This is a genomic window from Rhodococcus sp. IEGM 1307 (assembly GCF_030056915.1).
In the GTDB taxonomy this organism is placed as follows: Bacteria; Actinomycetota; Actinomycetes; order Mycobacteriales; family Mycobacteriaceae; genus Rhodococcus_F; species Rhodococcus_F opacus_D.
This window is the reverse complement of record NZ_JASHKW010000009.1, coordinates 95248-118807: the sequence shown is the minus strand read 5'-3', so window position 1 is coordinate 118807 and position 23560 is coordinate 95248. Positions and strand designations below refer to the sequence as shown.

Sequence of the window (23560 nt, the reverse complement as noted above, 5' to 3'; positions counted from 1 at the left end):
GGATGCTCAAATGCGACGCTCGGTATTGCTCAAAGTGCGTTCCGATGGTCGACTGTTGTGCGAGATCTGCACACGAGACCTCGAAGATGCGGTGAGGTCGGTTCCCACAGGTCCGCCTGCCCGTCACCGCCGATCCGCCTCGCTCACGAACTGGGCCGAGGAGGATCGGATTCGGTGCCAGGAACTCACAGGCAAGGACGAAACGATGAACGACGCCCGTACGATCGACGACCACACGGCGCAGCTCAGCCCGCGCGCGACCACTCCGGAAGCGCTCGTGGAGATCGAGAAGCGCGTGCTCTGGTTGGCGACGTCGATGATCCACCACGCCAACCGGGTTCGCCCGAATCCGACGGGGTTGAAGGTCGGTGGGCATCAGGCGTCGTGCGCGTCGATGGTCTCGATCATGACGTCGTTGTGGTTCGAGCAGTTGCGGCCGGGGGATCGGGTGTCGGTCAAACCCCATGCCTCGCCGGTGCTGCACGGCATCAACTACCTGCTCGGTGAGCTGGACGAGAAGTATCTGACGACGCTGCGGGAGTTCGGTGGCCTCCAGTCGTACCCGAGCCGGTCGAAAGATCCTGATCCGGTGGACTATTCGACCGGGTCGGTCGGCATCGGTGCGACGGCCCCGATCTGGGGTGCCATCGCCCGCCGCTACGTCGACACCGCCATCGGCGGCGCCGGGACGGGCCGCCAGTACTCGCTCGTCGGCGACGCCGAACTGGACGAGGGAGCCGTGTGGGAGGCGATCCTCGACACCTCCGTGTCCGAACTCGGTGAGATCGTGTGGATCGTCGACCTCAACCGGCAGTCCCTGGACCGGGTGGTCCCGAATATCGCCGCGGGCCGGCTCGAGGCGATGTTCGCGGCCGCCGGGTGGCAGGTGATCACCGTGAAGTTCGGGACCCTGCTCGAGTCTCTGTTTACCCGGGCCGGTGGTGCGGCGTTGCGGAACCGGATCCTGGACATGCCCAACCCCGAATACCAGCGGCTGCTGCGCTGCGACGCCGAGCAGGTGCGGGGGCGGCTGCCCGGGGACGGCCCCGACGCCGCCGCGATCGCGTCGCTGATCGCCGGCCTCGACGACGACACCCTCCTCAACGCGATCCGGAACCTCGGCGGTCACGACCTCGACGCCCTGCGCGCCGCGTACGCGCAGATCGACGACACCCGCCCGACGGTGATCATCGCCTACACGATCAAGGGTCGCGGCCTGCCGACGCAGGGGCATCCGCAGAATCACTCGTCGCTGCTGACCGTCGAGCAGTACGAACAGCTCGCCGCGGAACTGGGCATGGACCCGGCGAAACCGTGGGCTAGGTTCGACGCCGACAGTGCGGCGGGCCAGGTGTGCGCGGCGACTGCGGACAGGTTGCGGCGGAACCCCGTCGAACCGGCAACCCCGCCCGCGGTCCCGGCCGATATCGGCCGCACCCCGTCGGGGACGTCCACGACGCAGGCCGCCTTGGGCCGGGCGCTGCTGGACCTGTCCCGGGAGGCCCCCGACGCTGCGAAACGGGTGGTCACCGTCAGCCCCGACGTCTCCTCGACCACGAATCTGGCCGGCTGGCTGAACAAGGTGGGGGTGTGGTCGCCGAACGAGCGCCGCAACTGGTTCGACGACGACGCCGAGACGATCATGCACTGGCGGGAGAAGCCCACCGGGCAGCACATGGAACTCGGCATCGCCGAGACGAATCTGGTCGGCCTGATGGGTGAGCTCGGTGCCACCTGGAGTCGCTGGGGGCAGCCGCTGTTCCCGATCGGGGTGATGTACGACCCGTTCGTCGAACGCGCCCTCGAACCCTGGTCGTACGGCATCTATGCGGGTGGGCAGTCGATCCTGGTCGGCACCCCGTCCGGGGTGACCCTCGCGGCGGAGGGTGGGGCGCATCAGTCGATCAAGACCCCGTCGATCGGCCTCGAGCAGCCCGGGTGTGTGAGTTACGAGCCGGCGTTCGCGATCGACGTCGAGTGGACGCTGCTCGACAGCATCTCCCGCCTGGGCCGGCCGGACGGCTCCTCGTCGTATCTGCGGCTCTCGACCCGCCCGGTCGATCAGACTCTCGCCGCCGTCCCCACCGATCCCGCCGCGCGGGAACGCCGCCGCCGTCAGGTGGTCGCCGGGGCGTACACCCTCCGGCACAGCGACAAGCCGGCGATCACGCTGGTCGGCATGGGCGCCATGATCACCGAAACCCTCTCCGCCGCGGACCGGTTGGCCGAGCAGGGGATTGCCGCCGACGTCGTGTGCGTGACCAGTCCCGGGTTGTTGTTCGAGGCAGTGCAGGCGCGCCGCGGCCTCGCCGACGGCCCGACGTGGATCCTCGATCAGGTGTTCCCCGCCGGCCGGGCGGCGCCGATGGTGACCGTCCTCGACGGGCACCCGCACACCCTCGCGTTCCTGGCCGGGATCAACCACGTTCCCGGTGCGGCGCTCGGTGTCAGCCGGTTCGGGCAGGTCGGGTCCCTCGACGACGTCTACCGCTACCACGGCATCGACACCGACAGCATCGTCCGCGCCGCACTCGACATCTCCTGAACGAACGGGACGCTCGTCGCGTCAGATCGAACGAGCGTCCCGTTGGTTCAGCGCAGACGGCACCGACGATACTTTTTGGGTATCAGAAGATCCATAACTAGTGTTGGACTTGAATGGTTGAGGCTCCTAGCCTGGTGGACACAGCGCGCACCGACGGCGGCGCGATTGCGAACGAGGAGAACGAAACCCATGGCCACTGCGTCCCCCCACGAGATCGCCCACAAGCTCGGCTCCGGTCTGTTGTCGTTCCCGGTCACCCACTTCAAGGATGACCACTCGTTCGACGAGGCCGCGTATCGCGAGAACATCGGCTGGCTCGGGCAGTTCGACGTCTCCGGGTTGTTCGCCGCAGGTGGCACGGGTGAGTTCTTCTCGCTCACCCCGCCCGAGGTGGAGCAGGTGGTCCGGGCAGCGGTGCAGGAGGCACCCGACGGTCTCCCGGTGATCGCGCCCGCCGGTTATGGCACGGCCACGGCCGTGCAGATGGCCCGGTCGGCGGAGAGCGTCGGCGCGCACGGCATCCTGCTGCTTCCCCCGTATCTCACGGAGGCGAGCCAGGACGGCCTCGTCGCCCACGTCAAAGAGGTGTGTGCCGCAACCACTCTCGGGGTGACGATCTACAGTCGCGCCAACGCCGTCTACACCGAGGCCGCTGTCGCGGAGCTCGCGGACAGCTGCCCGAACCTGGTCGGGTTCAAGGACGGGGTCGGCAACATCGAGCAGATGACCCGCATCTACGCGAGTCTCGGTGACCGGCTGACCTACGTCGGCGGACTGCCCACCGCCGAGATGTTCGCATTGCCGTATCTCGCGCTGGGCGTCACCACGTACTCCTCGGCCATCTACAACTTCGTTCCGAAGTTCGCGCTCGACTTCTACAACGCGCTCCGCAGCGGAGACAACGCATTCGTCATCAACGCACTCAACGAGTTCGTGATCCCGTACTGCAACCTGCGCAACAAGAAACAGGGTTACGCGGTCAGCATCATCAAGGCCGGCATGACGGCGATCGACCGACCCGCCGGCCCGGTGCGCGCGCCTTTGACCGACCTCGATTCCGTCGAACTGGCCGAGCTCGCCGACCTGATCAAGAAGGTGAGCTGAGCCGCACAATCCGCGATCGATCATCGGAGAACGCCATGACACTCACCGCAGCGCGTGCGCAACTCGCCCTCGATCTGGCTCGGCGCCATGCCGCGACACTCGACGCCGCCGTCGCCGTCAGCGTTGCCGACGACGCCGGAAATCTGATGTGCTGCTCCCGGACCGACGGCGCCGCCGCGGAACTGCTGGACTCCGCGACCCGCACTGCGCTCGGCACCGCCCGGCGAATGTCGGGAACGACTGACGGGCACGGGGTAGAGCCGGCGCCCGGCGTGACGGTCGACTGCGGGATGGTCCCCGCGTGGACACCTCACCCGGCCGACAAACCCAGTGCGGTAGGCATACTCGCGGTCGCAACCTCCGTCGGTGGTGCCGGGCCACACATCGTCGAGACCGTCATCGACGCGATCCACCGGTTCGACGAGCGACACCGCCGCAACATTTCGTGACACCGGCCCCGGCAGCGACCGTTGCCCCGCTGGAAAGTCGTCTGTGACTATCTCGTCGCCCGCAATGCCGCATAGACTTGCCCGGTCGTGGCTTCGCGCAAGGCGTCAACTTCCTCGGACATCGGAACGTCGCGAGCTGAAGGATAGGGAATGCGATGATGAATTTTCGATCCGACACCCAGTGGAATTCGGTGAGCGCCTGGGACGACGATCCGGTGGTCGCGTCGTGGAACGGTCTTCCGGTGTTGGAACAGAACGTCACGGCCGACGTGTGTGTCGTCGGCCTCGGCGGGTCGGGTCTCGCGGCGATCGGCGCCCTGGTCGAACGTGGGCTGCAGGTTGTCGGCGTCGACGCCGGGCGGGTCGCGGCCGGCGCGGCGGGGCGCAACGGCGGCTTCCTCCTGGGCGGCCCGGCGACGTTCCTCCACTCGTCCCTCACGACCTGGGGGACGTCGTCGGTCGATCTCTATCGCGCAACCCTGCTCGAGTTGGACCGGCTTGCCGAGATGCTGGGTCCGGAGGTCATCGCACGGACGGGCTCCATTCGCCTCGCCGGATTGCCCGGCGAACCTGTCGACGACGCCGAGGCCGCCGACCGTGTGGTGGAACTCGCGGATTGCGCAGCACTGGCAGCGGTGTTGCGTGAGCACGACATCGCTGTCGAAGAATACGACGGCGAGCTCGGGCGCGGTCTGTTTCTGCCCGACGACGCGGCCATGAACCCCTCTCGTCGAGCTCTGGGGCTGGCGTCTCTCCTTCGGGGACGGGCCGGCCTGTACGAGCACTCGCCTGTCACCGCAGTGGAGAGTGGAAGGGTGACAACAGAACACGGTTCGGTCAGTGCGCCCGTCGTCATTGTCGCGGTGGACGGCAAACTCGAACAGGTCCTCCCGGATTTGCAGGGGCGGGTCCGGACGGCACGCCTGCAAATGCTCGGGACGGCGCCGGGGCTGCCCGAACGCCTGCCGTGCCCTGTGTACGGACGCTGGGGATACGACTACGCCCAGCAAGCGAAGGATGGGCGCCTGTTCGTCGGGGGCGGGCGAGACCGTTTCGTCGACACCGAGTGGACATTCGACACGTCACCCACTCCGGACGTCCAGGGCTACATCGAACGAGTAGCGGAACGTATGGCGGGCAAGCCCGTCGACGTCGTCCGGAGATGGGGTGCATCCGTCAGTTACACCACCGACGGCCGTCCCCTCTGCTCCGAGGTTCTTCCCGGCGTCATCGTCATCGGTGGGTACAACGGGACGGGAAACCTGGTGGGGCCCGTCGCTGCCCGTGCGGCTGTGGCACTGGCCCTGGACTCGACAGCACCACCGGTGTACTTCTCGACCTAGCCGGCGAGTCGAGGGACCACGGCCCTCGATCACGACGGCGCGGACGCCGGATCCCCGTTGTGTCAATCAGAGAATCGGTTGACGTCGAACAACTCCAAGGGGAATTCCGGGGTCGATCCGCAACTGAGATCGGCGGCGATCTCTCCGATCACCGGTGCAAATTTGAAACCGTGACCAGAGCACGCGGACACGACCGTCACGTTCCTGTAGGCGGGTGGATTTCCGATGATGAAGTGCCCGTCGGGTGTGTTCGTGTACATACACACCGCGGCCCGCACGGGGTGCGAACTCAATCCAGGCAGGTAATGACGAACGAGGTCCCGCAACGGGGCGGTGTCCTCGTCATGGACCACCCGATCCAGCTCGTCGGGGTCGGTCTCGCGCCCGCCGAGATGGAGCGCGATCTTGACCGTCTTGCCGTCCATGGTGGGGAAGCCGTACCACGTACCCTCCGGGCTGTCCCGCAGGAATACCGGGAACCGGTCGGGCCCGAACTGCGTGGGATCTTCGGCCGGGAACCATGCGAGGATCTTGCGCTCCACAGTCAAGGGGAGATGGGCGGCCGGGAGAAGGCCGGGAATCCAGGCGCCTGCCGCGACCACGACGTGGTCGGCTCGAATGACCTCGTGGTCGAGCCGCACGAGCACCGTGTTTCCGGGACCGTCCTCGATCCCCAGGACGCGGCTCTCGGGACGTACAGAGGCGCCCAGTTCGTTCGCACGGCGCGCTGCACCGGTGATCGCCAACTCCGGCCTGATCACGCCGGCATCCTTCTCCCAGATGGCCGTATCTCCCCCACGCAACCTCTGTGTAGGAAACCGGGTACCGAACTCGGCCGGGTCGAGAATCTCCTGGGTGAGGTCATGCACCCTGGCTGCTTCGAGGGAGCCACCCACAATCACGCCGCTCGAGGGGCCGATACTGAGGCCCCCGGTCATCGTCAAGACGGGTTCGCCGGTTTGCTCACCGAGTTCCCGCCATCCTCGGAGTGCGGCCCGGAGCATCGGGACATACGCGGGATCCTCATGGTATGCGGTTCTGAAGATGCGCGACTCGCCGTGCCCGGAGCCACGATCGTGCCCGGGAGTGAATTGCTCGAGACCGACTGCAGGAATACCTCGCTCCGACAGTCTCCACATGATTGCGGAGCCCATCGTGCCGGTACCTATCACGGCGACACCGGTCCTCGTCGTGGTCATCGACTGCGCACCAGCGTGTATTCACCAGCGGGGGAATTGTTCATGATCACAGCGGCCTCTCGAATGTGCAGTCGGTCTGCGGAGTCGGACCCAGACATGTTGCCATCCTGTCACTCCACACCGGTGTCGCCGAACGTCATGTGATCGAACACCGGAGCCGGAGGCGAAGCGCCCGCCGGGACAGATGTGACCCCAGTATTCGTCATGGTGACGGTCACGGCCCGGCGTGAGGAACAGTCGACCTTACGGTGAGGCATCGAGACTCTGATCCTGCGACTCTTGCCCGCTGGTCGGCGCCACAGGATGATCTAGGAATGGCCGAACAGATCGACGACTACTTCACCTCTGTCGTGTCGGGGCTGGTTCCCGGGGAGAGCCGCCCCGGCGTCGGTCCGGAGGATCCGGTCCAGCCGCCGTCCCCGTTGTCGGTGCAGGGCGCCCTGGACCTCTTCGACGCCCAGGTCGGCAGCAGGCATCTCGATCTGGCGGCCCGTTGGTTGCGGTCGCGGGGGAAGGGTTTCTACACGATCGGCTCGTCCGGGCACGAGGGCAACGCCGCAGTCGCGGCCGCGCTGCGACCTTCCGATCCCGCTCTGCTGCACTACCGTTCCGGTGGTTTCTTCCTGGCGCGGGCGCAGCAGGTGGACGGCAGTGATCCGCTGCGCGACGTCCTCCTCGGACTCGTGGCGGCGACGGAGGAGCCGATATCTGGCGGCAGGCACAAGGTGTTCGGCCGTCACGATCTCAACATCATTCCCCAAACCTCCACCATCGCTTCGCATCTCCCACGCGCTGTCGGTGTTGCCTTCTCCATCGCCCGGTCGGAGAAGTTGCATGTGTCGTCACCGTGGCCGGCCGACGCGGTCGCCGTCTGCAGCTTCGGGGATGCGTCCGCGAACCATTCCACCGCCGTCGGTGCCATCAATACCGCGGTGCACGCCGCCTACCAGGGGTTGCCGTTGCCGCTACTGCTGGTGTGCGAGGACAACGGCATCGGGATCAGCACCAAGACGCCGAAGGGGTGGATCGCCGCGAACTTCGGTGACCGGGCGGGCCTCGAGTACTTCGAGGCGGACGGCTCCGACCTACCGGCGGCGTACGCAACGGCGAAAGATGCCGCCGACTGGGTTCGCAGACACGGGAAGCCCGCGTTCCTGCACCTGCGCACCGTCCGGTTGATGGGTCATGCCGGCTCCGATGTCGAGGCCGCGTACCGGACATCTGCGGAGATCACCGCAGACTTCGACCGGGATCCGGTGCTGTGCACCGCGAAACTGCTGACCGAACGCGGACACCTGAGCCCCACCGACATCCTCGACCGCTACGAGAACAAGCGCGCCGAGGTCCTCGAACTGGCCGAGCAGGTCGGCGAACTACCTCAACTGGACAGTCCCGCGGCGGTGATGAAGCCACTCACCGACAGTGCCGAGCAGGCCGCCGCGGCCGCGCCGGAACGCGTCGACCCGGACCGTCGCGCGCAGTTCGTCGGGTCCCCGCTTCCCGAGGAGGAAGGTCCGCTCACCGTCGCTCTCGCGATCAACCGTGCCCTGCTCGACGTGCTGGCCCGGTACCCCGAGGCGCTGGTGTTCGGTGAGGACGTCGCCCGCAAGGGCGGGGTGTACGGGGTGACCCGGGGTCTGATGAAGAAGGCGGGGTCGGCGCGGGTGTTCGACACGCTCCTCGACGAGCAGGCGATCCTGGGTCTCGCGCTGGGCGCGGGGGTGTCCGGGCTGCTGCCGATCCCGGAGATCCAGTACCTGGCGTATCTGCACAATGCCGCCGATCAGATCCGGGGGGAGGGCGCGACGTTGCAGTTCTTCTCCGACCGCCAATACCGCAACCCGATGGTGGTGCGGGTCGCCGGGTACGGGTATCAGAAGGGGTTCGGTGGGCATTTCCACAACGACAACGCCGTCGCCGCACTGCGTGACATCCCCGGAATCGTGGTGGCGTCGCCGGCGCGCCCCGACGACGCCGCGGCCATGATGCACACGTGCGCGGCGGCCGCGCGGACCGCGGGCGCTTTGTGTGTGTATCTGGAGCCGATTGCGCTGTACCACACCAGAGATTTGCACGAGGACGGTGACGAGCGGTGGCTGGCCGCGTATCCGGATCCGGCGAAGCGGACCGAGAACCATGTGCCGATCGGCTCGGCCCGCACGTACGGTGACGGCACGGACCTGACGATCGTCACGTTCGGCAACGGGGTGCACATGAGTCTGCGGGTCGCGCGCCGTCTCGAACGGGCGAACATCGCCGCGCGTGTGGTGGACATGCGGTGGCTCGCACCGCTGCCCGTGCACGACATCGTCCGGGAGGCGAACGCCGCCGGCCGGGTGCTGATCGTCGACGAGACCCGCAAGTCGGGGGGAGTGTCGGAAGGTGTGGTGACGGCGTTGATCGACGACGGCTTCACCGGGCCGCTCGCACGCGTCACGAGCGACGACAGTTTCATCCCCCTCGGTGACGCCGCCCTCGAGGTCCTGCTCTCCGAGGAGACCATCGAGGCCGCGGCAGTCAAACTCGTGAGCCGGTAACATCCGCATCCCTCGCGCTTCGCTATGACGGCAACGTCAACCGGTATCCCCTCCGCCATTGCCAAGCAGTTGTCCGGTCGGGCATGTTCGAACTGCATCTCTCCACACCGGCGGACAGGAACAATTCATGAGTGGCGATCAGCGACCCCACATCGTGGTGATGGGGGTGACCGGCTGCGGGAAGACAACAGTCGCGCAGCAACTTTCCGCACTGACCGGCCACCGGTTCCTCGACGCCGACGATCTGCATCCGCCGTCGAACGTCGAGAAGATGGCCGCCGGTATCCCGCTGACCGACGACGACAGGGCACCGTGGCTCGCAGTCGTCCGCGACCGCCTGCAGGAGCTGTCCGATCAGCAGCGCCGTGGCGTGGTGGCGTGCTCGGCGTTACGGCGGAGCTATCGCGACATCCTCCGCGACGTCTCCGACCCGGTGTTGTTCGTCCACCTCACGGGAGCGCGGGAGGTCATCCACGGCCGGATGCACGCGCGGAGCGGGCACTTCATGCCGCCTGCCCTGCTCGATTCCCAGTTCGCGCTCCTCGAGCCGCTCGACGCCGACGAGTTCGGCGTGGTCCTGGACGTCGATCCGGCGCCGGATGCGATCGCACGGGCCGCCGTCGAATACCTGCACGAAGAACGAAAGGTTGTCACACAGTGAGTTCGCACGGGAGTTTCGATGTGACGGGCAAGATCGCTCTCGTCACGGGATCGAGCCGGGGAATCGGCTTCGCACTCGCCAACGGACTCGCCGAGGCGGGCGCGGAGGTCGTGCTCAACGGCCGCGACGCCGACGCCCTCGCACGCAGCCGCGACGAGATCGTCCGCGCCACCGGTGCGACAGTCCACACCTGCGCGTTCGACGTCACCGCTCCCGAGGAGGTCACCGCCGCTGCGCAGCGGGTCGAGAACGAGATCGGTCCCGTCGAGATCGTCGTGAACAACACCGGCGTCCAGCACCGCAGCCCACTGCTCGAGTTCGGTGACGACGACTTCCGTCGCGTGCTCGACACCAACCTGAGCAGCGCGTTCTTCGTCGGCCGCGAGTTCGCGCGGGCGATGGTCCGTCGCGGGCACGGGAAGATCGTCAACATCTGTTCCGTCCAGAGTGAACTCGGCCGGGCGGGTATCGCCCCGTACGCCGCGAGCAAGGGCGGGCTGAAGATGCTCACACGCGGAATGTGCGCCGACTGGGCACCACTGGGACTGCAGGCCAACGCCATCGCACCCGGGTACTTCGACACCCAGCTCACCGAGGCGCTCGTGAACGATGCCGACTTCAGTGCGTGGCTGACCACACGCACGCCCGCCGGGCGGTGGGGCCGCCCCGAGGAACTCGTGGGCGCACTGCTCTTTCTCTCGTCGCCGGCGTCGGACTTCGTCAACGGCCAGATCCTGTACGTCGACGGCGGCCTCACCGCCGTAGTGTGATCCCCACCCGACCGACTCGAAAGACCACGATGCCGAACACCGCAACGCCTCGTATCCACCTCGGACCGCACCCGGACGCCGCCCTGATGCGCGGGATCGAGCGGGGCGGAGGCGTACTCGCCCCGCTCGACGACGCCGAAGCCGTGGTGTGGGCGCAGGGCCCCGACACGTTCCCGGCGCAGTTGCCGGACTCGGTGCGCTGGGTACAACTCCCCTCGGCGGGTGTGGAACCGTGGATCTCCGCGGGGATCGTCGACACCGAGCGGACCTGGACGTCCGCGGCCGGCGCCTACGCCGGCAACGTCGCGGAACACGGAGTTCTGCTGCTCCTGGCCGGTGTCCGTGCCCTCACCGAGCAGGTGCGCGCGACCTCCTGGCGCAAGGCCGAATTCGACCCGCAGGTGGGCACGCTGCGCGGGGCGACGGTCGCCATCGTCGGGTGCGGCGGCATCGGTCGCGCGATGATCCCGCTGCTCGACGCGTTCGGGGCGCGAGTGCTCGCCGTGACTCGTTCGGGAACCCCGGTCCCGGGTGCAGTCGAGACGCTGTCGTCCGATCGGACGCCGGAAATCTGGTCCAGAGCAGACCATTTCGTCATCGCCGCACCGGCGACGGCGGCGACCGCGCACATCGTCGACAAGGACGCACTCGCGCAGATGAAATCGACGGCGTGGATCGTCAACGTCGCACGCGGCTCCCTCATCGACACCGCGGGGCTCGTCGACGCGCTGAAATCCGGATCGATCGGCGGGGCCGCCCTCGACGTCACCGATCCCGAACCACTTCCCGACGGACATCCGCTCTGGACCCTGCCGAATGCCATCATCACGCCGCACGTCGCGAATCCGGCGACGGGGCTGACGCGGCTGCTTGCCGATCACGTCGCGTCCAACGTCGAACGGTATGCTGCCGGAGCGCCTTTGATGGCACCGATCGACGCGAGCCGGGGTTACTGAATGCCTCGGTCGGCTTCCGAACTGGTCCGGATGTAGTTGGCGACGACACTGCGCAACACCTCGCGCACGGCCTCGGCAGGTCCCGAGAGCGGCTGATTGGCGGGTGTTCCGAGGGAGACCTGGACTTCGATGGTCGGTTCGATGCGGCGGAGTTCCAGGTTCTCCACGTTCATGATGCGGCGGGCCACGGAGAACGGTAATACCGTGGCGCCCAAACCATTTCGTACCGCCTGCGCCATCAGGGTCACCGATTCCACCTCCCCGACCACCCGTGCGTGCTCGAAGGCGTGTTCGTAGGCCTGCTCCACCACCTTGCGGATGGTGTGCATCGGGCCCGGCAGCAGCAGCGGCAGGTCGACGAGATCCTTGATGGCGACGGCCGTCCCGGTGTCACCGGGCAGACCGGTGCCTGCCGGCGCGACGACCATCAGCTCCTCGGTGAGGAGACGCTCGAAGTTGACGCCCTTGATCGGCCCGGCGTCGTAGAGCAGCGCCATGTCCATGCGGCCGGTCATCATGGCCTCGCTCAGCACGCCGCCGAAGTTCTCGTTGATGTGCAGAAGGATGCTCGGGTACCGCGACCGCACCGCGGTGAGCAGCGGCAACGCGATGGAACTCACCGTGCTGTACGGCGCGAGCCCCACGGAGACGCCGCCCGCCAGTTCTCGACCGACGACGCTCACCTCGGCTTGAGCGCTCTCCACCTGCCGCAGGATCACCTGCGCGTGCCGGTACAGCGCGCGCCCCGCATCGGTGGGTTCCACGCCCTGCTTGCTGCGGATCAGCAGCTGCTGACCGAAGTGGGTCTCCAGCGCCGTCATCTGCTGGCTCAGTGCCGGCTGGGCGATGTGCAGAATGTCGGCCGCCCGCGTGATGCTTCCGGCGTCGACGATGCGGACGAATGAGAACAAGCGTCGGGTATCCACGAGCGATCTGCCTTTCTGACGATGCGGCGACGCAAGCACGCCGCGGTTTCGACAAGGTTGCCGGGCGGAAACACCGCCGTAGCCAAATGCGAGGCCCTGTTCTTCCGGTTTTGCATCGCCGCTGTTCAAACACCATAGACGTTCGTTATCGCCTCACGTAAAACAGGTATTAACCGCCCGAACCGGATCCTGCGTAGCGTCCGTTTACATCGAAAGTTCACAGGAACTGCACCAGCGGTTCCACTGCAGGTCCCCATGGGAGGCACCGTGACTGTCAAGATCGATCTCGTCGCCGACCTCGGCGAGAGCTTCGGCGCATGGACGATGGGCGACGACGACGCGCTGCTCGACGTGCTGACGTCCGCCAACGTCGCGTGCGGATTCCATGCCGGTGACCCCAGGACCATGGACGCCACGGTCCGAGGATGCGTCGCCCGCGGAATCGGCATCGGCGCGCACCCCAGCTTTCCCGACCTGGCAGGGTTCGGCCGGCGCGCGATGGACCTCACCGCAGACGAGGTCCGCACGGACGTTCTGTACCAACTCGGCGCGCTGCACGCCTTCGCGACCTCGCACGGCACGACGCTCTCGCACATCGCACCGCACGGTCGGTTGGGAAACCTCGTCGCCACGCGCGCGGACTACGCACGTGCCGTCGTCGACGCGGTGGAAGCGTTCGACCCGCGGCTGATCGTGCTCGCCCAGGACGGTGAACTCGCCGACCACGCCCGTGAGCGGGGGATTCGCGTCGCGATCGTCGCCATCGTCGACCGCGCGTACCGCTCGGACGGCACCCTGGTGCCGCGGTCCGAGCCCGGCGCCGTGATTCATGACCAGGACACTCTGGTGGCGCGCACGGTGCAGATGGTGACCGAGGGTGTCGTCGAGGCCGTCGACGGCACACGCGTCCCGATCGAGGCCGACACGGTGCTGCTGCACGGTGACGGCGCCGACGCCGTACGCAACGCGCGAGCGATCCGGGAGGCGCTCCTGAGGGCGGGCGTCGTCATCGCCCCGGTGACGGAGGTCCTCGCGGCCAAGGAAGCAGGCAAGGAAGAGAAGGAGTCCGCGTCGTGTCCGGCGTGACGTGCATCCGGCCGCACCGGGAGTTCGTCCTCTCGGATTGCGGAGACTCCGCGGTACGTCTGACGTCGCTGTCCGCGGATGCCGAGGAGCGCTGGCGGGTGGTCCACACGGTCGCCGCCGCGCTCGACGCACGCGGCGACGAGGTCGCGGTCACCGGCATCATTCCCACGTACGACGCATTGCTGGTCGAATTCGATTGTGGTGCAAACACCCACGACGCCATCCGTGCACACGTCGAACGGCTGATCGAGCTCCCCGCGGATGCCGCGGCGCGCGGCCCGCGGCAGTTCGAGATCCCCGTCGTCTACGGGGGAGAATTCGGCCCCGACCTCGACGGCGTGGCAGCACACCTCGAACTCTCACCGGCCGAGGTGATCCGACTGCACTGCGAAGGCCCACTGACCATGCGCTGCTTCGGTTCCCCGGGCGGCGCCCCGATGCTGGACGGTCCCGCGTTCCCGCGGCCCGTCCCACGCCGCACGATTCCGCGGCCACACGTACCGGCAGGCGCGGTCGCTGTCGCGGGCAGGCAGGCCGTCGTCTCCGCGCGTCCCGCGCCGGGAGGCTGGCCGGTGATCGGTCGAACCCCGCTGACCATCGTCGATCCGGCGACCGACCCACTGTCCGACTTCCGGCCCGGCGACACGTTCCTCTTCGTTCCGATCACCGCGGCCGAGTGGTCGATGTACGAGGGCGTCCGTCATGGCTGAATCGATCACCGTCACGACACCCGGGCTGACCTCGATCCAGGACCTCGGCCGGCTCCGAGCGTCGCGGTTCGGCCAGATGACCGGCGGAGCCTCGGACCAGTACAGCGCCGACGTGGCGAACGCACTGGTCGGGAGCCCGCGTACGGCACCCCTGCTCGAGATGGTCGCCATGGACTTCGGCGCCGTCGCGAGCATCGACCTGCTCGTCGCGGTGACCGGAGCGCCGGCGGAGGTGCAGGTCGGGGGTGTCGCCCGCCCACAGTGGGAGCCGTTCGTGTGGACCGCGGGCGAAGAACTCACCGTCCGCGGAATCCGCGACGGGCTCAGGGTCTACCTCGCCGTGCACGGAACGATCGACGCGCCCTACCTGCTCGGTAGTTGCGCCCCCGACTCGGTTCTCGGTTTCGGCCGGCAACTGACGGTCGGCGAGTCCGTCGCCATCGACGTCGACGGACCGCTGATCGACCACCCGCACTTCTTGATGCCGCTGTTCCGGCTCGGCGCCCGGCCCGCGGCCTTCGCCGGATGCTGGACCATCGACGTGACGGATGGTCCCGACGTCCACGAATTCGGCTCGACCTCCGCCCGATTGTTCGACACCCCCTTCGTCATCGGCGACAACTCGAACCACATAGGCCTCCGCCTCACGCCGACCGATCCGGGCAGCCCCGTTCCCCGGCGGGACCGGTCGACGGAGGTGCTCTCCCGTGGAGTGCCGATCGGTGCGGTCGAGGTTCCGGCCGGCGACGAGATCCTCGTTCTGCATCGTGGACGAGGGGTGACCGCCGGATACCCGGTGCTCGCGGTCGTGACCGCCACCGCTCTGTCCCAGCTCGGCCAGGCACGCCCCGGCCAGGAGGTCCGGTTCAGGAAGGTGACCGTCTCCGACGCCGTGGACGCGTACCGCACGCAACGACGCTCGATCGATCTCCTCCGCTCCCGCGTGGCCAACGCGTTCGCCAGTCTTCGGATCCCCCTTCACACAGAAACGACATCCGCCCAGCACAGCTCGGTACCCCAGATGGAGTCAGCATGACCAACGCGATCTCACCCGACACGGCCGGGCACACGTCCGAACACGAGGTGCAACCCCGCCAGCTCCGCAAAGTCGTTCTCGCAGGCTGCGTGGGCATCTTCGTCGAGCTCTACGACAACGGCATCTTCGCCTTCATGGCGACCGCCCTGGCCATCGTCTTCTTCGACGTCTCCAAGTCGAGTGACGCGCTGATGCTCGTCTTCGCCGGCTACGCGATCTCGTTCTTCGTCCGACCTCTCGGCGCGGTCGTCTGCGGCATCCTGGGCGACCGGATCGGCAGGCAGAAGATGCTCGTCTTCGTCATCATGCTGATCAGCGTCGCCACCGCTGGAATCGGCATTCTCCCGACCTACGCCGCGATCGGCGTCGCCGCACCCGCATTGTTGATCCTCCTGCGCATTCTGCAGGGCTTCTCCGTGGGCGGTGAGGCGGCGGGCGCCATGACGTTCCTCGCCGAGCACTCGCCGGAGGGCAAGCGCGGACTGATCACCAGCTACGCACAGATCGCGTCCTTCCTGGCCCTGCTCACGGGCACGCTCGTGGCGTTCGCGATGTCACCGTGGCTCAACGAGGCCGCCATCAACGGCGGCGGACCGGCCAGCTGGGCGTGGCGTGTGCCGTTCCTCGTCGCGATCCCGATGGGCATCATCGGCTGGTACATCCGCCGGGCCATCAGCGACACCCCGAACTTCGAGAAGCTCAAGGCGGAAGGCGGACTGTCCCGCAACCCACTGAAGGAAGCGTTCGCGACCCCCGAGCACCGCAAAGCGATGCTGCTCGCGCTGTTCATCCCGCTGATGAACGGCTCCGGCTACTACGTGCTCTTCTCCTACATGCCGACGTTCCTGAAGGGCGACAACATCGGCTTCTCGACCGGCACCGCCCTGCTCGTGACCGCGGCGAGTCTCGTGGCGATCTGCATCGCCATCCCGTTCATGGGTGCTCTCTCCGACCGTGTCGGCCGCAAGAAGGTCATCGCCGGCGCGGCGATCGCGATGGCCATCGGCGCCATCCCCTGTTACGCCCTGATCGCGACCGGCAACTTCGTGCTCGCAGTGGTGGGCGCATGCATCATGGCGGTGATCTTCGCCGGTCACACCGCCGTCATCCACATCCTCATCGTGGAGCTCTTCCCCACCCGGGTGCGGTACTCGGCGTACGGGCTGGGCTACAACATCTCCTCCGCGGTCTTCGGCGGCACGGCGCCCCTGCTCATGACCTGGCTGATTCCTCAGTTCGGAATCTACGTTCCCGCGGTCTATGCCGTCGTCACCGCGGTGGGCACCCTCATCGCTGTCAGCACCATCACCGACCGGGCGCACGTGCCACTCCGCGACACGCTCTGACGGATCCAGACTCGGCCCGGTGGTCTCCTGACCACTCGAAGACCACCGGGCTGTACCAACTTTCACCACCAGCAAGGCAAGGGAGCGTTATGCCATTCAACGACTACCGGACGGCACTGGTCACCGGTGCCAACACCGGAATGGGTGCCGCGGTCACCGAGATCCTGACCAAGCGCGGACTGACCGTCTACGGTGTGGCCCGCAACAAGGAACGGCTCGACGAGGTCGCGGACAAGACGGGAATGATCCCGCTCGCCGTCGACATCACGGACATCGACGCACTGAGCGCCGCCGTCGAGGGGCTCGAGATCGACGTGCTGATCAACAACGCGGGAGTGTCGGCCACCGGCAACATCCTGGACGCCTCCGCGGATTCGGTCGACGCCATGGTGGACGTCAATCTCCGTGCGGTGCTGCACCTGTGCCGGCTGCTGATGCCGGGAATGGTCGAGCGGGACCTCGGCCACATCGTCAACATCAGCTCCATCGCCGGCCTGTACAACTTCTACGGCCACACCGCCTACCACGCCACGAAGGCTGCGGTGCACCAGATCTCGCGACAGCTGCGCAACGACACCATCGGCAAGCGCATCCGCGTGACGGAGATCTGCCCGGGCAGAGTCGAAACCGAGATCTTCGGACGCAACCTGGGCGGGTCGCCGGAGGCGATGAAGGAGGCGTGGGAGACGTACTACGAAGGCTTCGAATCCATCACGACCAAGGACATCGCCGACACCATCGAGTTCGCGATCGACGCCCCGGGTCACGTCAATCTCGGCCTGATCGAAATCATGCCCACATTCCAGGTACCGGGTGGACTCGACTTCATCCGGCGCAACGATCGAGACCCGAGGTGAACACCGCACAGCGCGAGTCCGGCACCCCGCTCCCGGCCGAAACCCTCGGGGTGGTGGCGCACGCCGCGGGAGACCTGCGCATCGAATCGGTGCCGCTGCGCCGGCCCGAATCGTCCGAGACGGTCGTCGAAATCGCCTACGGCGGGATCTGCGGATCCGACCTGCACTACTGGACGCACGGGGCGGCGGGTGAGTCGATTCTGAAGGCACCGATGCTGCTGGGCCACGAAGTGGTGGGAACGGTGGTGCAGGTCGCGGCGGACGGCAGCGGCCCCGCAGCGGGTGAACGTGTCGCCGTGCATCCCGCCACCCCCGGCGGTCGCGGCGCCAGGTTCCCCGCGGACCGCCCGAACCTCTCGCCGGGATGCACGTACCTCGGCAGTGCGGCGCAATTCCCCCACACCGAAGGGGCATTCGCGAAGTACGCAGTTCTGCCCTCCCGCATGCTGCGGCCGCTGCCACCGGACCTTCCGCTGCGCACCGCTGCCGTTGCGGAACCCGCCGCCGTCGCGTGGCATGCCGTGGCCCGCGCCGGCGACGTGTCGGGGAAGAGCGCACTCGTCGTGGGATGCGGACCCATCGGCGCCCTCGTGGTGGCGGTCCTGCGCCGGGCCGGTGCGCGCGAGATCACCGCAGTCGACGTGCACGAGTATCCCCTCACTGTTGCACGGGCGCTCGGCGCCGACCGGACCCTCGACGCCACCGACTCCGAGAGCATCGCGGCCGTCGACGCCGATGTCGTCGTCGAATGCTCCGGTAACCGCTTCGGGCTCGAATCGGCCATTCGCGGCGCGACGCGCGGCGGCCGAGTCGTCATGCTCGGACTGCTCCCCACCGGTCTTCAGCCCGCGCCGCTCTCGCTCGTCATCACGCGGGAACTCGAACTCGTCGGATCCTTCCGATTCAACGACGAGATCGATTCGGTGCTCGCCGCTCTGGCGGACGGCAGCCTGAACGTCGAACCGGTGATCAGTCACGAGTTCGGCATCGAGGCCGGCCTCGAGGCGTTCGCCGTCGCGAAGGACGCGTCCGCCTCCGCGAAGGTGTTGCTGGCGTTCTGATTCCAGTCATTCCGAACGGCTATCGCCCGACAAGTAATCGGTCTTGTACAGCCGTGATGTGCCCCCGATAACCTGGGTGTGAAGGTACCGCCCGAGTTCCCGGCTTCTTTCGTTCCCACGCCCTCTACCAGGAGGAACAATGTCCACCTTCGTCCCTGCAGCGCGAGTCGACCAGATGCGTGAGTCACCGAGTGTGGCAGCTGCGCAACGGGTTCGCGAGCTCCGGGCGTCGGGGCGGGAGATCCTCGACCTGACGGTCGGAGAACCCGATTTCGACACACCGGACCACATCAAGGCGGCAGCCGTCGCGGCGATGAAATCCGGTCTCACCAAGTACACCCCCGTCAACGGTATCCCCGCACTGCGGGACGCGATCGCGAAGCGGATGCTCGCCCGGACCGGGGTCGAGTTCGCGGACAACGAGATCACCGTCGGCGGAGGTGCCAAGCAGGTCATCTTCCTGGCGCTGATGGCGACGGTGGAGGAGGGCACCGAGGTGATCGTGCCCGCGCCGTACTGGGTGTCGTACCCCGACATGGTGACCGTCCACGGCGGAACACCCGTCGTCGTCGACTGCCCGGAATCCGACCGGTTCCTGCTCACCGCGGAGAAGCTCGCCGCCGCCATCACTCCCGCGACGAAATGGGTGATCCTCAACGCACCGTCGAATCCGACCGGTGCGGTGTACAGCGAGCAGGAACTGGCGGAACTGGCAGCGGTACTCGACCGGAACCCGCACGTGAACGTCCTCTGTGACGAGATCTACGACGAGATCGTCTTCACCGACTCACCCGTTCCGAACCTGTTGTCGGCCGCGCCGCACCTCCGCGATCGGATCCTGGTGACCAACGGTGTGTCGAAGGCCTACGCGATGACCGGCTGGCGTCTGGGGTACGGCGTCGGGAACAAGGGCCTGATCGCAGCGATCAACAAGCTGCAGTCGCAGAGTTCCTCCTGCCCGTCGTCGATCAGTCAGGCCGCCGCGGCCGAGGCGCTCACCGGCGATCAGAGTTTCGTCACCACGTCCGTCGCGAGCTATCGCGCGCGGCGGGACGTCATCTTCGAATTGTTCTCCCGTATCGAGGGTTTGGAACCCGTTCTGCCGCAGGGCGCGTTCTATCTGTTCGTCGGATGCGCGGGCCTCGTGGGCAAGCGGACTCCCGACGGCACGCTGCTCGAGAACGATCAGGACGTGGTGCTCTTCCTCCTCGACCACGCGTCGGTGGCCACCATCCAGGGCACCGCGTACGGCGCCCAGTCGTATTTCCGCGTCTCGTTCGCCACGTCCGAGGACGTTCTGCGGAACGCGGCCGCCGCGGTCGAGAAGGCAGTCGCGTCGCTCAGCTGATCCCACCCGCTCTTACCCGACCAACGGAGACATCATGGTTCACGTCACTACCAAGATCGACCGCGCCGACAAGACCGCGATCGACCGACTGGGCGCCTTCTCTGCCGCCACCATCCACGAAGCCCAGGGCCGCAAGGGTGCACTGGATTCGGAGATCAAGCCCATCGACCGCGACATGTCGTTCTGCGGAACGGCGTTCACGGTCGTCTGCCATCCACGCGACAACATCATGCTCCAGGTCGCCATCAGCTACGCGCAACCCGGCGACGTGCTCATCGTGTCCTCCGGCGACCAGCCGGCAGGCCAGTTCGGCGACGTGCTGGCCAATGCGTGCGTGGCCCGGGGCATCAGCGCGCTGGTCACGGACGGCGGAGTGCGGGACAGCCGGGAGATCCGCGAACTCGGGTTCCCCGTCTTCTCCAAGCACGTGTGCATCGAGGGAACGGTGAAGGAATCGCTCGGTCCCGTCAACCAGCCGTTGGTGTTCGGCGGCCAGATCATCTATCCCGGCGACGTGGTCAAGGGTGACTGCGACGGAGTGGTCGTGGTCCGCCGCGACGAGGTCCAGTTCGCCATCGACGCCTCCCGTGACCGCGACGCCGCCGAAGCCGCCTACATCGAGCGCTACAAGAAGGGTGAAACCCCGATCCAGGTCAGCAATCTCGCCCAGGTGCTCGAGGCGAAGGGCCTCACCGTCGACCAGTGAGCCGGCCACTCCCTGCCGGAGATGTCCATCGGAGTTCTGAACGGGCGCGTCGGCGCCACCATCCGCGGGTCGTGCTCGTCGCACTCGATGCGATGCGATGCGGCACAGCCACGGAGGAGGGCTGCCGCGTGGTGGCGGCGTCCGACACCGGCGGAGGATGCAACCGGGCGGGCGGGCTCGACATTCCGAAACTCGAGGCGTGGGTCGCGGCGGGTGGAACCCTCCCGACATACTCGGCCGGGGCACGCGACGTGGATGCGTCAGGCGTTTACAGACGCGACGGTCGACGACAGCGGGCATGCGCGGTGGCTGCACTGGGACACGTCGCCCGGGTTACAGGTGCGATCGCGCATCCCTTCGATGAGGCGGGTGGTGCGGGTCAGTCCGGTTGGCGACCGGAAATGCAGCGGCCACGTCCGCGGTTCAAAGCTGGGCCAGCATGGGGAACAGGGCGATCGCGGAGACGGTGATCCCCGCGACGCCGGCAACGACGCCCAGTAGGGCACGCAAAGATGCCGCCTCGTCGTCCGCGACTGTGGACCGCGAAGTAGCGACGGCACCGCAGACCACCGCGCCCACTCCCAGAAGGAAGCCGAGTCCGACCACCCAGAACGACGCAACGGACAGCGCCGCCAGAGTGATCGACACGGCGGGTAACCGCGAACCACGCTGCTTACGCTTCTCGTTGCCGTCGACGGAGGAACACATGCGGTGGTCGGCAAGCGGCCTGCGGGGGATGGCGGCGGTCATGATCCTCCTTCTAACGATTGACGATTCGGGTCGCCGGACACATGTCGGCTGCACAGGGCTGGAAGCGTCTTCGGGACTGACTGTTCGGTCCGAGAACGTAGTCAGTGTTGTCGAGGCCGCTTCGGCGAGTCGATGGTCGCGACTCGGTCGAGGGTCTTCAGCTTGTGACGTAGACCCACTAAAATTTAGCACTCACGTCAGGTGAGTGCTAGTTCTTTTTGCTAAGCAATTTCGCCTCTCGCGCCCCTGATCGACCCGGCGAACCTGACCCCGACGACGAGGGCAAGCCACGACGCCGGGACCGCAGCGACCAGCACGGCGCCGGGTAGGACGCCGAGGATCGCCGCCGCGGCGACCGCCGCCCCGAGCAGGAGTGCGGTGTCGATCAACTGGTGCGTTCTCCGACGCCGATCTCCATCAGGTCTTCGCCGACGATCAGGTCGCCGGAGAAGCCGGCGGCCGCGGCCTGCCACCGTTCGGCCGGGTTGTTACCCGGCGCGAGATGCGAGAGGACCAGTGTTTTTACGCCGGCTTCCTCGGCGACCGGGCCGACCTGCTCGATGGTGGTGTGTGAGTGCAGGAGGTGTTCGATGAACCCTTCCTCTTCCGGGCTGTACGGCGGTTCGCCGTAGAGGGCTTTGACCCAGTCGGCGTCGATCACCTCGTGGACGAGGATGTCGGCACCGGTGGCCAGGGTGATCAGGTTGGGGGTGGGTGCGGTGTCGCCGGAGAAGACGATGGATCCGTCGGCGGTGTCGAAGCGGAACGCGAAGGCCGGGTAGACGGCGCCGTGATCGACCAGGGTTGCGGTCACCTTGACGCGGTCGTCCTCCATGACCAGGAACGGGTCCATGATCGGGAACTGGTTGTCGTTGGCCCGGGCGCCGATTTTGGAGGGGATCTGAATGTCGTGGGTGCGGATGAGCTTGTCGAGGCCGGGTTTACCGGAGTCGCGGAGCCGGTCGTTGATGTCGGTGGCGAATGCCTGGGTGAGGTAGTTGGTCATGTCCACCGTGCCCGGTGTCGGGTTCTCGGGGTTGACCACCGGGACGTCGGTGGTGCCGGAGATCGGGGGCAGCGCACCCCGGTCACCGGGTCCGTAGACCTCGACCGGCGCCGGACCGGGAAGTCCCTGGTACCAGCCGGAGAGCACGATGTTGAAGTAGTCCATGGTGTGGTCGGAGTGCAGGTGCGTGAGGAAGACGCTGCGCAGGCCTTCGTAGCCGTGGAAGTCGCCCTCCTTGCCGAGGTTGGCCCGCCGCAGTTGGTGTGCGACGCCCATTCCGCAGTCGACCAGGTAGATCGCGCCGTCCACGACGACGGCGGAGGCGATGCCGTGGCGGGTCTGATCGCCGCTGTTGTGGGGGGCGATCCAGGTCATCGGGCCACCGGCGGTGCCGAGCAGGGCCAGGCGGGTGCGGTGCGCGCGTGCGTTGTCGACATAAGCAAAGCTTCCGGTACTCGCCGCGGAGGTGGTGGTGTCGGCGGCGGAGCACCCGGCCAAGGCGGTCGCGGTCCCGAGTGCCATGACACCGGTGAGCAGTCCACGGCGGGAGAGCGAATGTTGGTGAGCCTCATGGATGAGGTTGCACATCGAAATAGTCCTTCGCTGAAATTCGGCACGGCAGGCATCGGCAGGATGTGCGTGAGGCAGCGTTGCCGGAGCGGTCCGTGGGCAGTGGGTGTCGACGCGGCGCGGTCGCTGGCGGCGCAGGTGCGCCGACCGCGTGGGTGATTCAGGAAGCGAGCGGTGTGGACCAGGCGGTGGTGGGGTTCTTCGTTCCGGCGCGTTCGCGTTCGGTCATTCCGCCCCATACCCCGTGCGGTTCGGGGGTGTTCAGGGCATGGGCGAGGCAGTGCGGCCGCACCGGGCAGTCGCCGCAGATCTTCTTGGCCGCGTTCTCTCGGCGGATCCGTGATCCGGCGGGTTCGTCGTCGGGGGCGAGGAAGGTGGCCGACCCGGTGGTGCGGCATCGGGCGTGGAGTTGCCAGTCCCAGAATTCGGTGACGGCGATGAGCTTGGCCTGCTGCCACGAGAGCAGAGTCGACGGCACGGTGATTCTCCTTGGGCCCCGGTGACGGTCCGCCACCGGGCAAAAGGGGGATCGGCGAACGTGGTTGTCGGTGGCCGGCCGGTGAGGGTGGGTGCGCCACACTCCCCACCCTCACC

Annotated in this window: 22 protein-coding genes; 16 read left to right on the top strand and 6 right to left on the bottom strand. The window is 67.2% G+C overall.

The window, feature by feature from the left end; all coding sequences use genetic code 11:
* Window positions 1–205: 205 nt before the first annotated feature.
* The 4 genes from QM841_RS19245 to QM841_RS19230 all read left to right on the top strand — a co-directional run bounded on the left by QM841_RS19245 (window position 206) and on the right by QM841_RS19230 (window position 5441).
* Complete coding sequence (locus QM841_RS19245; protein ID WP_502943278.1) at window positions 206–2545, top strand: thiamine pyrophosphate-binding protein; 2340 nt, start codon at window positions 206–208, stop codon at window positions 2543–2545.
* A gap of 189 nt (window positions 2546–2734) precedes the next feature.
* Window positions 2735–3649, top strand: coding sequence for a 5-dehydro-4-deoxyglucarate dehydratase (kdgD, locus tag QM841_RS19240; RefSeq protein ID WP_283333146.1), 915 nt, complete (start codon window positions 2735–2737; stop codon window positions 3647–3649).
* Window positions 3650–3684: 35 nt separating this feature from the next.
* Entirely contained in the window at window positions 3685–4098 is a 414-nt protein-coding gene (locus QM841_RS19235) for a heme-binding protein (RefSeq protein ID WP_283333145.1), read from the top strand.
* Between the two features lie 155 nt (window positions 4099–4253).
* Window positions 4254–5441 (top strand): NAD(P)/FAD-dependent oxidoreductase, encoded by a 1188-nt coding sequence (locus QM841_RS19230; protein WP_283333144.1) that lies wholly within the window; start codon window positions 4254–4256, stop codon window positions 5439–5441.
* 62 nt (window positions 5442–5503) lie between these two features.
* Here QM841_RS19230 and solA read toward each other — a convergent pair whose 3' ends face one another.
* Window positions 5504–6640 carry an N-methyl-L-tryptophan oxidase gene (gene solA, locus QM841_RS19225; RefSeq protein ID WP_283333143.1) on the bottom strand — a complete coding sequence of 379 codons (1137 nt, stop codon included), beginning with the start codon at window positions 6638–6640 and terminating at the stop codon, window positions 5504–5506.
* Between the two features lie 314 nt (window positions 6641–6954).
* Here solA and QM841_RS19220 point away from each other — a divergent pair, with 314 nt between their 5' ends.
* From QM841_RS19220 to QM841_RS19205, 4 genes are all read left to right on the top strand, one after another.
* Entirely contained in the window at window positions 6955–9177 is a 2223-nt protein-coding gene (locus QM841_RS19220; RefSeq protein WP_283333142.1) for a thiamine pyrophosphate-dependent enzyme, read from the top strand.
* 127 nt (window positions 9178–9304) lie between these two features.
* The gene (locus QM841_RS19215) at window positions 9305–9838 is read left to right on the top strand and encodes a gluconokinase (RefSeq protein ID WP_283333141.1); all 534 of its coding nucleotides are present in this window, start codon (window positions 9305–9307) and stop codon (window positions 9836–9838) included.
* Entirely contained in the window at window positions 9835–10608 is a 774-nt protein-coding gene (locus QM841_RS19210; RefSeq protein ID WP_283333140.1) for an SDR family oxidoreductase, read from the top strand. The genes QM841_RS19215 and QM841_RS19210 overlap by 4 nt, the downstream gene beginning before the upstream one ends.
* Before the next feature lie 29 nt (window positions 10609–10637).
* Entirely contained in the window at window positions 10638–11564 is a 927-nt protein-coding gene (locus tag QM841_RS19205; protein ID WP_283333139.1) for a D-isomer specific 2-hydroxyacid dehydrogenase family protein, read from the top strand.
* Here QM841_RS19205 and nac read toward each other — a convergent pair.
* On the bottom strand, window positions 11558–12475 hold the full coding sequence (nac, locus tag QM841_RS19200; protein ID WP_005254585.1) for a nitrogen assimilation transcriptional regulator NAC: 918 nt from the start codon (window positions 12473–12475) through the stop codon (window positions 11558–11560). The genes QM841_RS19205 and nac overlap by 7 nt on opposite strands.
* A gap of 270 nt (window positions 12476–12745) precedes the next feature.
* Between nac and QM841_RS19195 the strand changes: the two genes are divergently transcribed.
* The 8 genes from QM841_RS19195 (at window position 12746) to QM841_RS19160 (ending at window position 20640) form a co-directional block, all read left to right on the top strand.
* The gene (locus QM841_RS19195) at window positions 12746–13576 is read left to right on the top strand and encodes a LamB/YcsF family protein (protein ID WP_283333138.1); all 831 of its coding nucleotides are present in this window, start codon (window positions 12746–12748) and stop codon (window positions 13574–13576) included.
* A complete protein-coding gene (locus tag QM841_RS19190) occupies window positions 13564–14286 on the top strand; it encodes a 5-oxoprolinase subunit B family protein (protein ID WP_283333137.1) in 723 nt (240 codons plus the stop codon). Before QM841_RS19195 ends, QM841_RS19190 begins: the two co-directional genes overlap by 13 nt.
* A complete protein-coding gene (locus tag QM841_RS19185; RefSeq protein WP_283333136.1) occupies window positions 14279–15322 on the top strand; it encodes a 5-oxoprolinase subunit C family protein in 1044 nt (347 codons plus the stop codon). The genes QM841_RS19190 and QM841_RS19185 overlap by 8 nt, the downstream gene beginning before the upstream one ends.
* The gene (locus QM841_RS19180) at window positions 15319–16668 is read left to right on the top strand and encodes an MFS transporter (protein WP_005250039.1); all 1350 of its coding nucleotides are present in this window, start codon (window positions 15319–15321) and stop codon (window positions 16666–16668) included. The genes QM841_RS19185 and QM841_RS19180 overlap by 4 nt, the downstream gene beginning before the upstream one ends.
* 89 nt (window positions 16669–16757) lie before the next feature.
* Entirely contained in the window at window positions 16758–17525 is a 768-nt protein-coding gene (locus tag QM841_RS19175) for an SDR family oxidoreductase (RefSeq protein WP_005567627.1), read from the top strand.
* A complete protein-coding gene (locus QM841_RS19170; RefSeq protein ID WP_283333135.1) occupies window positions 17522–18586 on the top strand; it encodes an L-idonate 5-dehydrogenase in 1065 nt (354 codons plus the stop codon). The genes QM841_RS19175 and QM841_RS19170 overlap by 4 nt, the downstream gene beginning before the upstream one ends.
* 139 nt (window positions 18587–18725) lie before the next feature.
* Entirely contained in the window at window positions 18726–19934 is a 1209-nt protein-coding gene (locus tag QM841_RS19165; protein ID WP_283333134.1) for an aspartate transaminase, read from the top strand.
* A 34-nt stretch (window positions 19935–19968) separates the two neighbouring features.
* The gene (locus QM841_RS19160) at window positions 19969–20640 is read left to right on the top strand and encodes a 4-carboxy-4-hydroxy-2-oxoadipate aldolase/oxaloacetate decarboxylase (protein WP_283333133.1); all 672 of its coding nucleotides are present in this window, start codon (window positions 19969–19971) and stop codon (window positions 20638–20640) included.
* A 423-nt stretch (window positions 20641–21063) separates the two neighbouring features.
* Here QM841_RS19160 and QM841_RS19155 read toward each other — a convergent pair whose 3' ends face one another.
* The 4 genes from QM841_RS19155 to QM841_RS19140 form a co-directional block, all read right to left on the bottom strand.
* The gene (locus QM841_RS19155; RefSeq protein ID WP_283333132.1) at window positions 21064–21390 is read right to left on the bottom strand and encodes a hypothetical protein; all 327 of its coding nucleotides are present in this window, start codon (window positions 21388–21390) and stop codon (window positions 21064–21066) included.
* 221 nt (window positions 21391–21611) lie between these two features.
* The gene (locus QM841_RS19150) at window positions 21612–21779 is read right to left on the bottom strand and encodes a hypothetical protein (RefSeq protein WP_283333131.1); all 168 of its coding nucleotides are present in this window, start codon (window positions 21777–21779) and stop codon (window positions 21612–21614) included.
* On the bottom strand, window positions 21776–22984 hold the full coding sequence (locus QM841_RS19145) for an MBL fold metallo-hydrolase (protein WP_283333130.1): 1209 nt from the start codon (window positions 22982–22984) through the stop codon (window positions 21776–21778). Before QM841_RS19145 ends, QM841_RS19150 begins: the two co-directional genes overlap by 4 nt.
* A gap of 142 nt (window positions 22985–23126) precedes the next feature.
* Window positions 23127–23444, bottom strand: coding sequence for a WhiB family transcriptional regulator (locus QM841_RS19140; protein WP_283333129.1), 318 nt, complete (start codon window positions 23442–23444; stop codon window positions 23127–23129).
* Between the last annotated feature and the right edge of the window lie 116 nt (window positions 23445–23560).

Excerpts from the sequence above, each read along its gene's own strand:
- QM841_RS19205 (WP_283333139.1), top strand. The coding sequence starts at position 10,638 with ATGCCGAACACCGCAACGCCTCGTATCCACCTCGGACCGCACCCGGAC.
- QM841_RS19165 (WP_283333134.1), top strand. The coding sequence starts at position 18,726 with ATGTCCACCTTCGTCCCTGCAGCGCGAGTCGACCAGATGCGTGAGTCA.
- QM841_RS19235 (WP_283333145.1), top strand. The coding sequence starts at position 3,685 with ATGACACTCACCGCAGCGCGTGCGCAACTCGCCCTCGATCTGGCTCGG.
- QM841_RS19185 (WP_283333136.1), top strand. The coding sequence starts at position 14,279 with ATGGCTGAATCGATCACCGTCACGACACCCGGGCTGACCTCGATCCAG.
- QM841_RS19215 (WP_283333141.1), top strand. The coding sequence starts at position 9,305 with ATGAGTGGCGATCAGCGACCCCACATCGTGGTGATGGGGGTGACCGGC.
- QM841_RS19145 (WP_283333130.1), bottom strand. The coding sequence starts at position 22,984 with ATGTGCAACCTCATCCATGAGGCTCACCAACATTCGCTCTCCCGCCGT.
- QM841_RS19245 (WP_502943278.1), top strand. The coding sequence starts at position 206 with ATGAACGACGCCCGTACGATCGACGACCACACGGCGCAGCTCAGCCCG.
- QM841_RS19180 (WP_005250039.1), top strand. The coding sequence starts at position 15,319 with ATGACCAACGCGATCTCACCCGACACGGCCGGGCACACGTCCGAACAC.
- QM841_RS19155 (WP_283333132.1), bottom strand. The coding sequence starts at position 21,390 with ATGACCGCCGCCATCCCCCGCAGGCCGCTTGCCGACCACCGCATGTGT.
- QM841_RS19220 (WP_283333142.1), top strand. The coding sequence starts at position 6,955 with ATGGCCGAACAGATCGACGACTACTTCACCTCTGTCGTGTCGGGGCTG.
- QM841_RS19195 (WP_283333138.1), top strand. The coding sequence starts at position 12,746 with ATGGGAGGCACCGTGACTGTCAAGATCGATCTCGTCGCCGACCTCGGC.
- solA (WP_283333143.1), bottom strand. The coding sequence starts at position 6,640 with ATGACCACGACGAGGACCGGTGTCGCCGTGATAGGTACCGGCACGATG.
- QM841_RS19230 (WP_283333144.1), top strand. The coding sequence starts at position 4,254 with ATGATGAATTTTCGATCCGACACCCAGTGGAATTCGGTGAGCGCCTGG.
- kdgD (WP_283333146.1), top strand. The coding sequence starts at position 2,735 with ATGGCCACTGCGTCCCCCCACGAGATCGCCCACAAGCTCGGCTCCGGT.
- QM841_RS19160 (WP_283333133.1), top strand. The coding sequence starts at position 19,969 with ATGGTTCACGTCACTACCAAGATCGACCGCGCCGACAAGACCGCGATC.
- QM841_RS19175 (WP_005567627.1), top strand. The coding sequence starts at position 16,758 with ATGCCATTCAACGACTACCGGACGGCACTGGTCACCGGTGCCAACACC.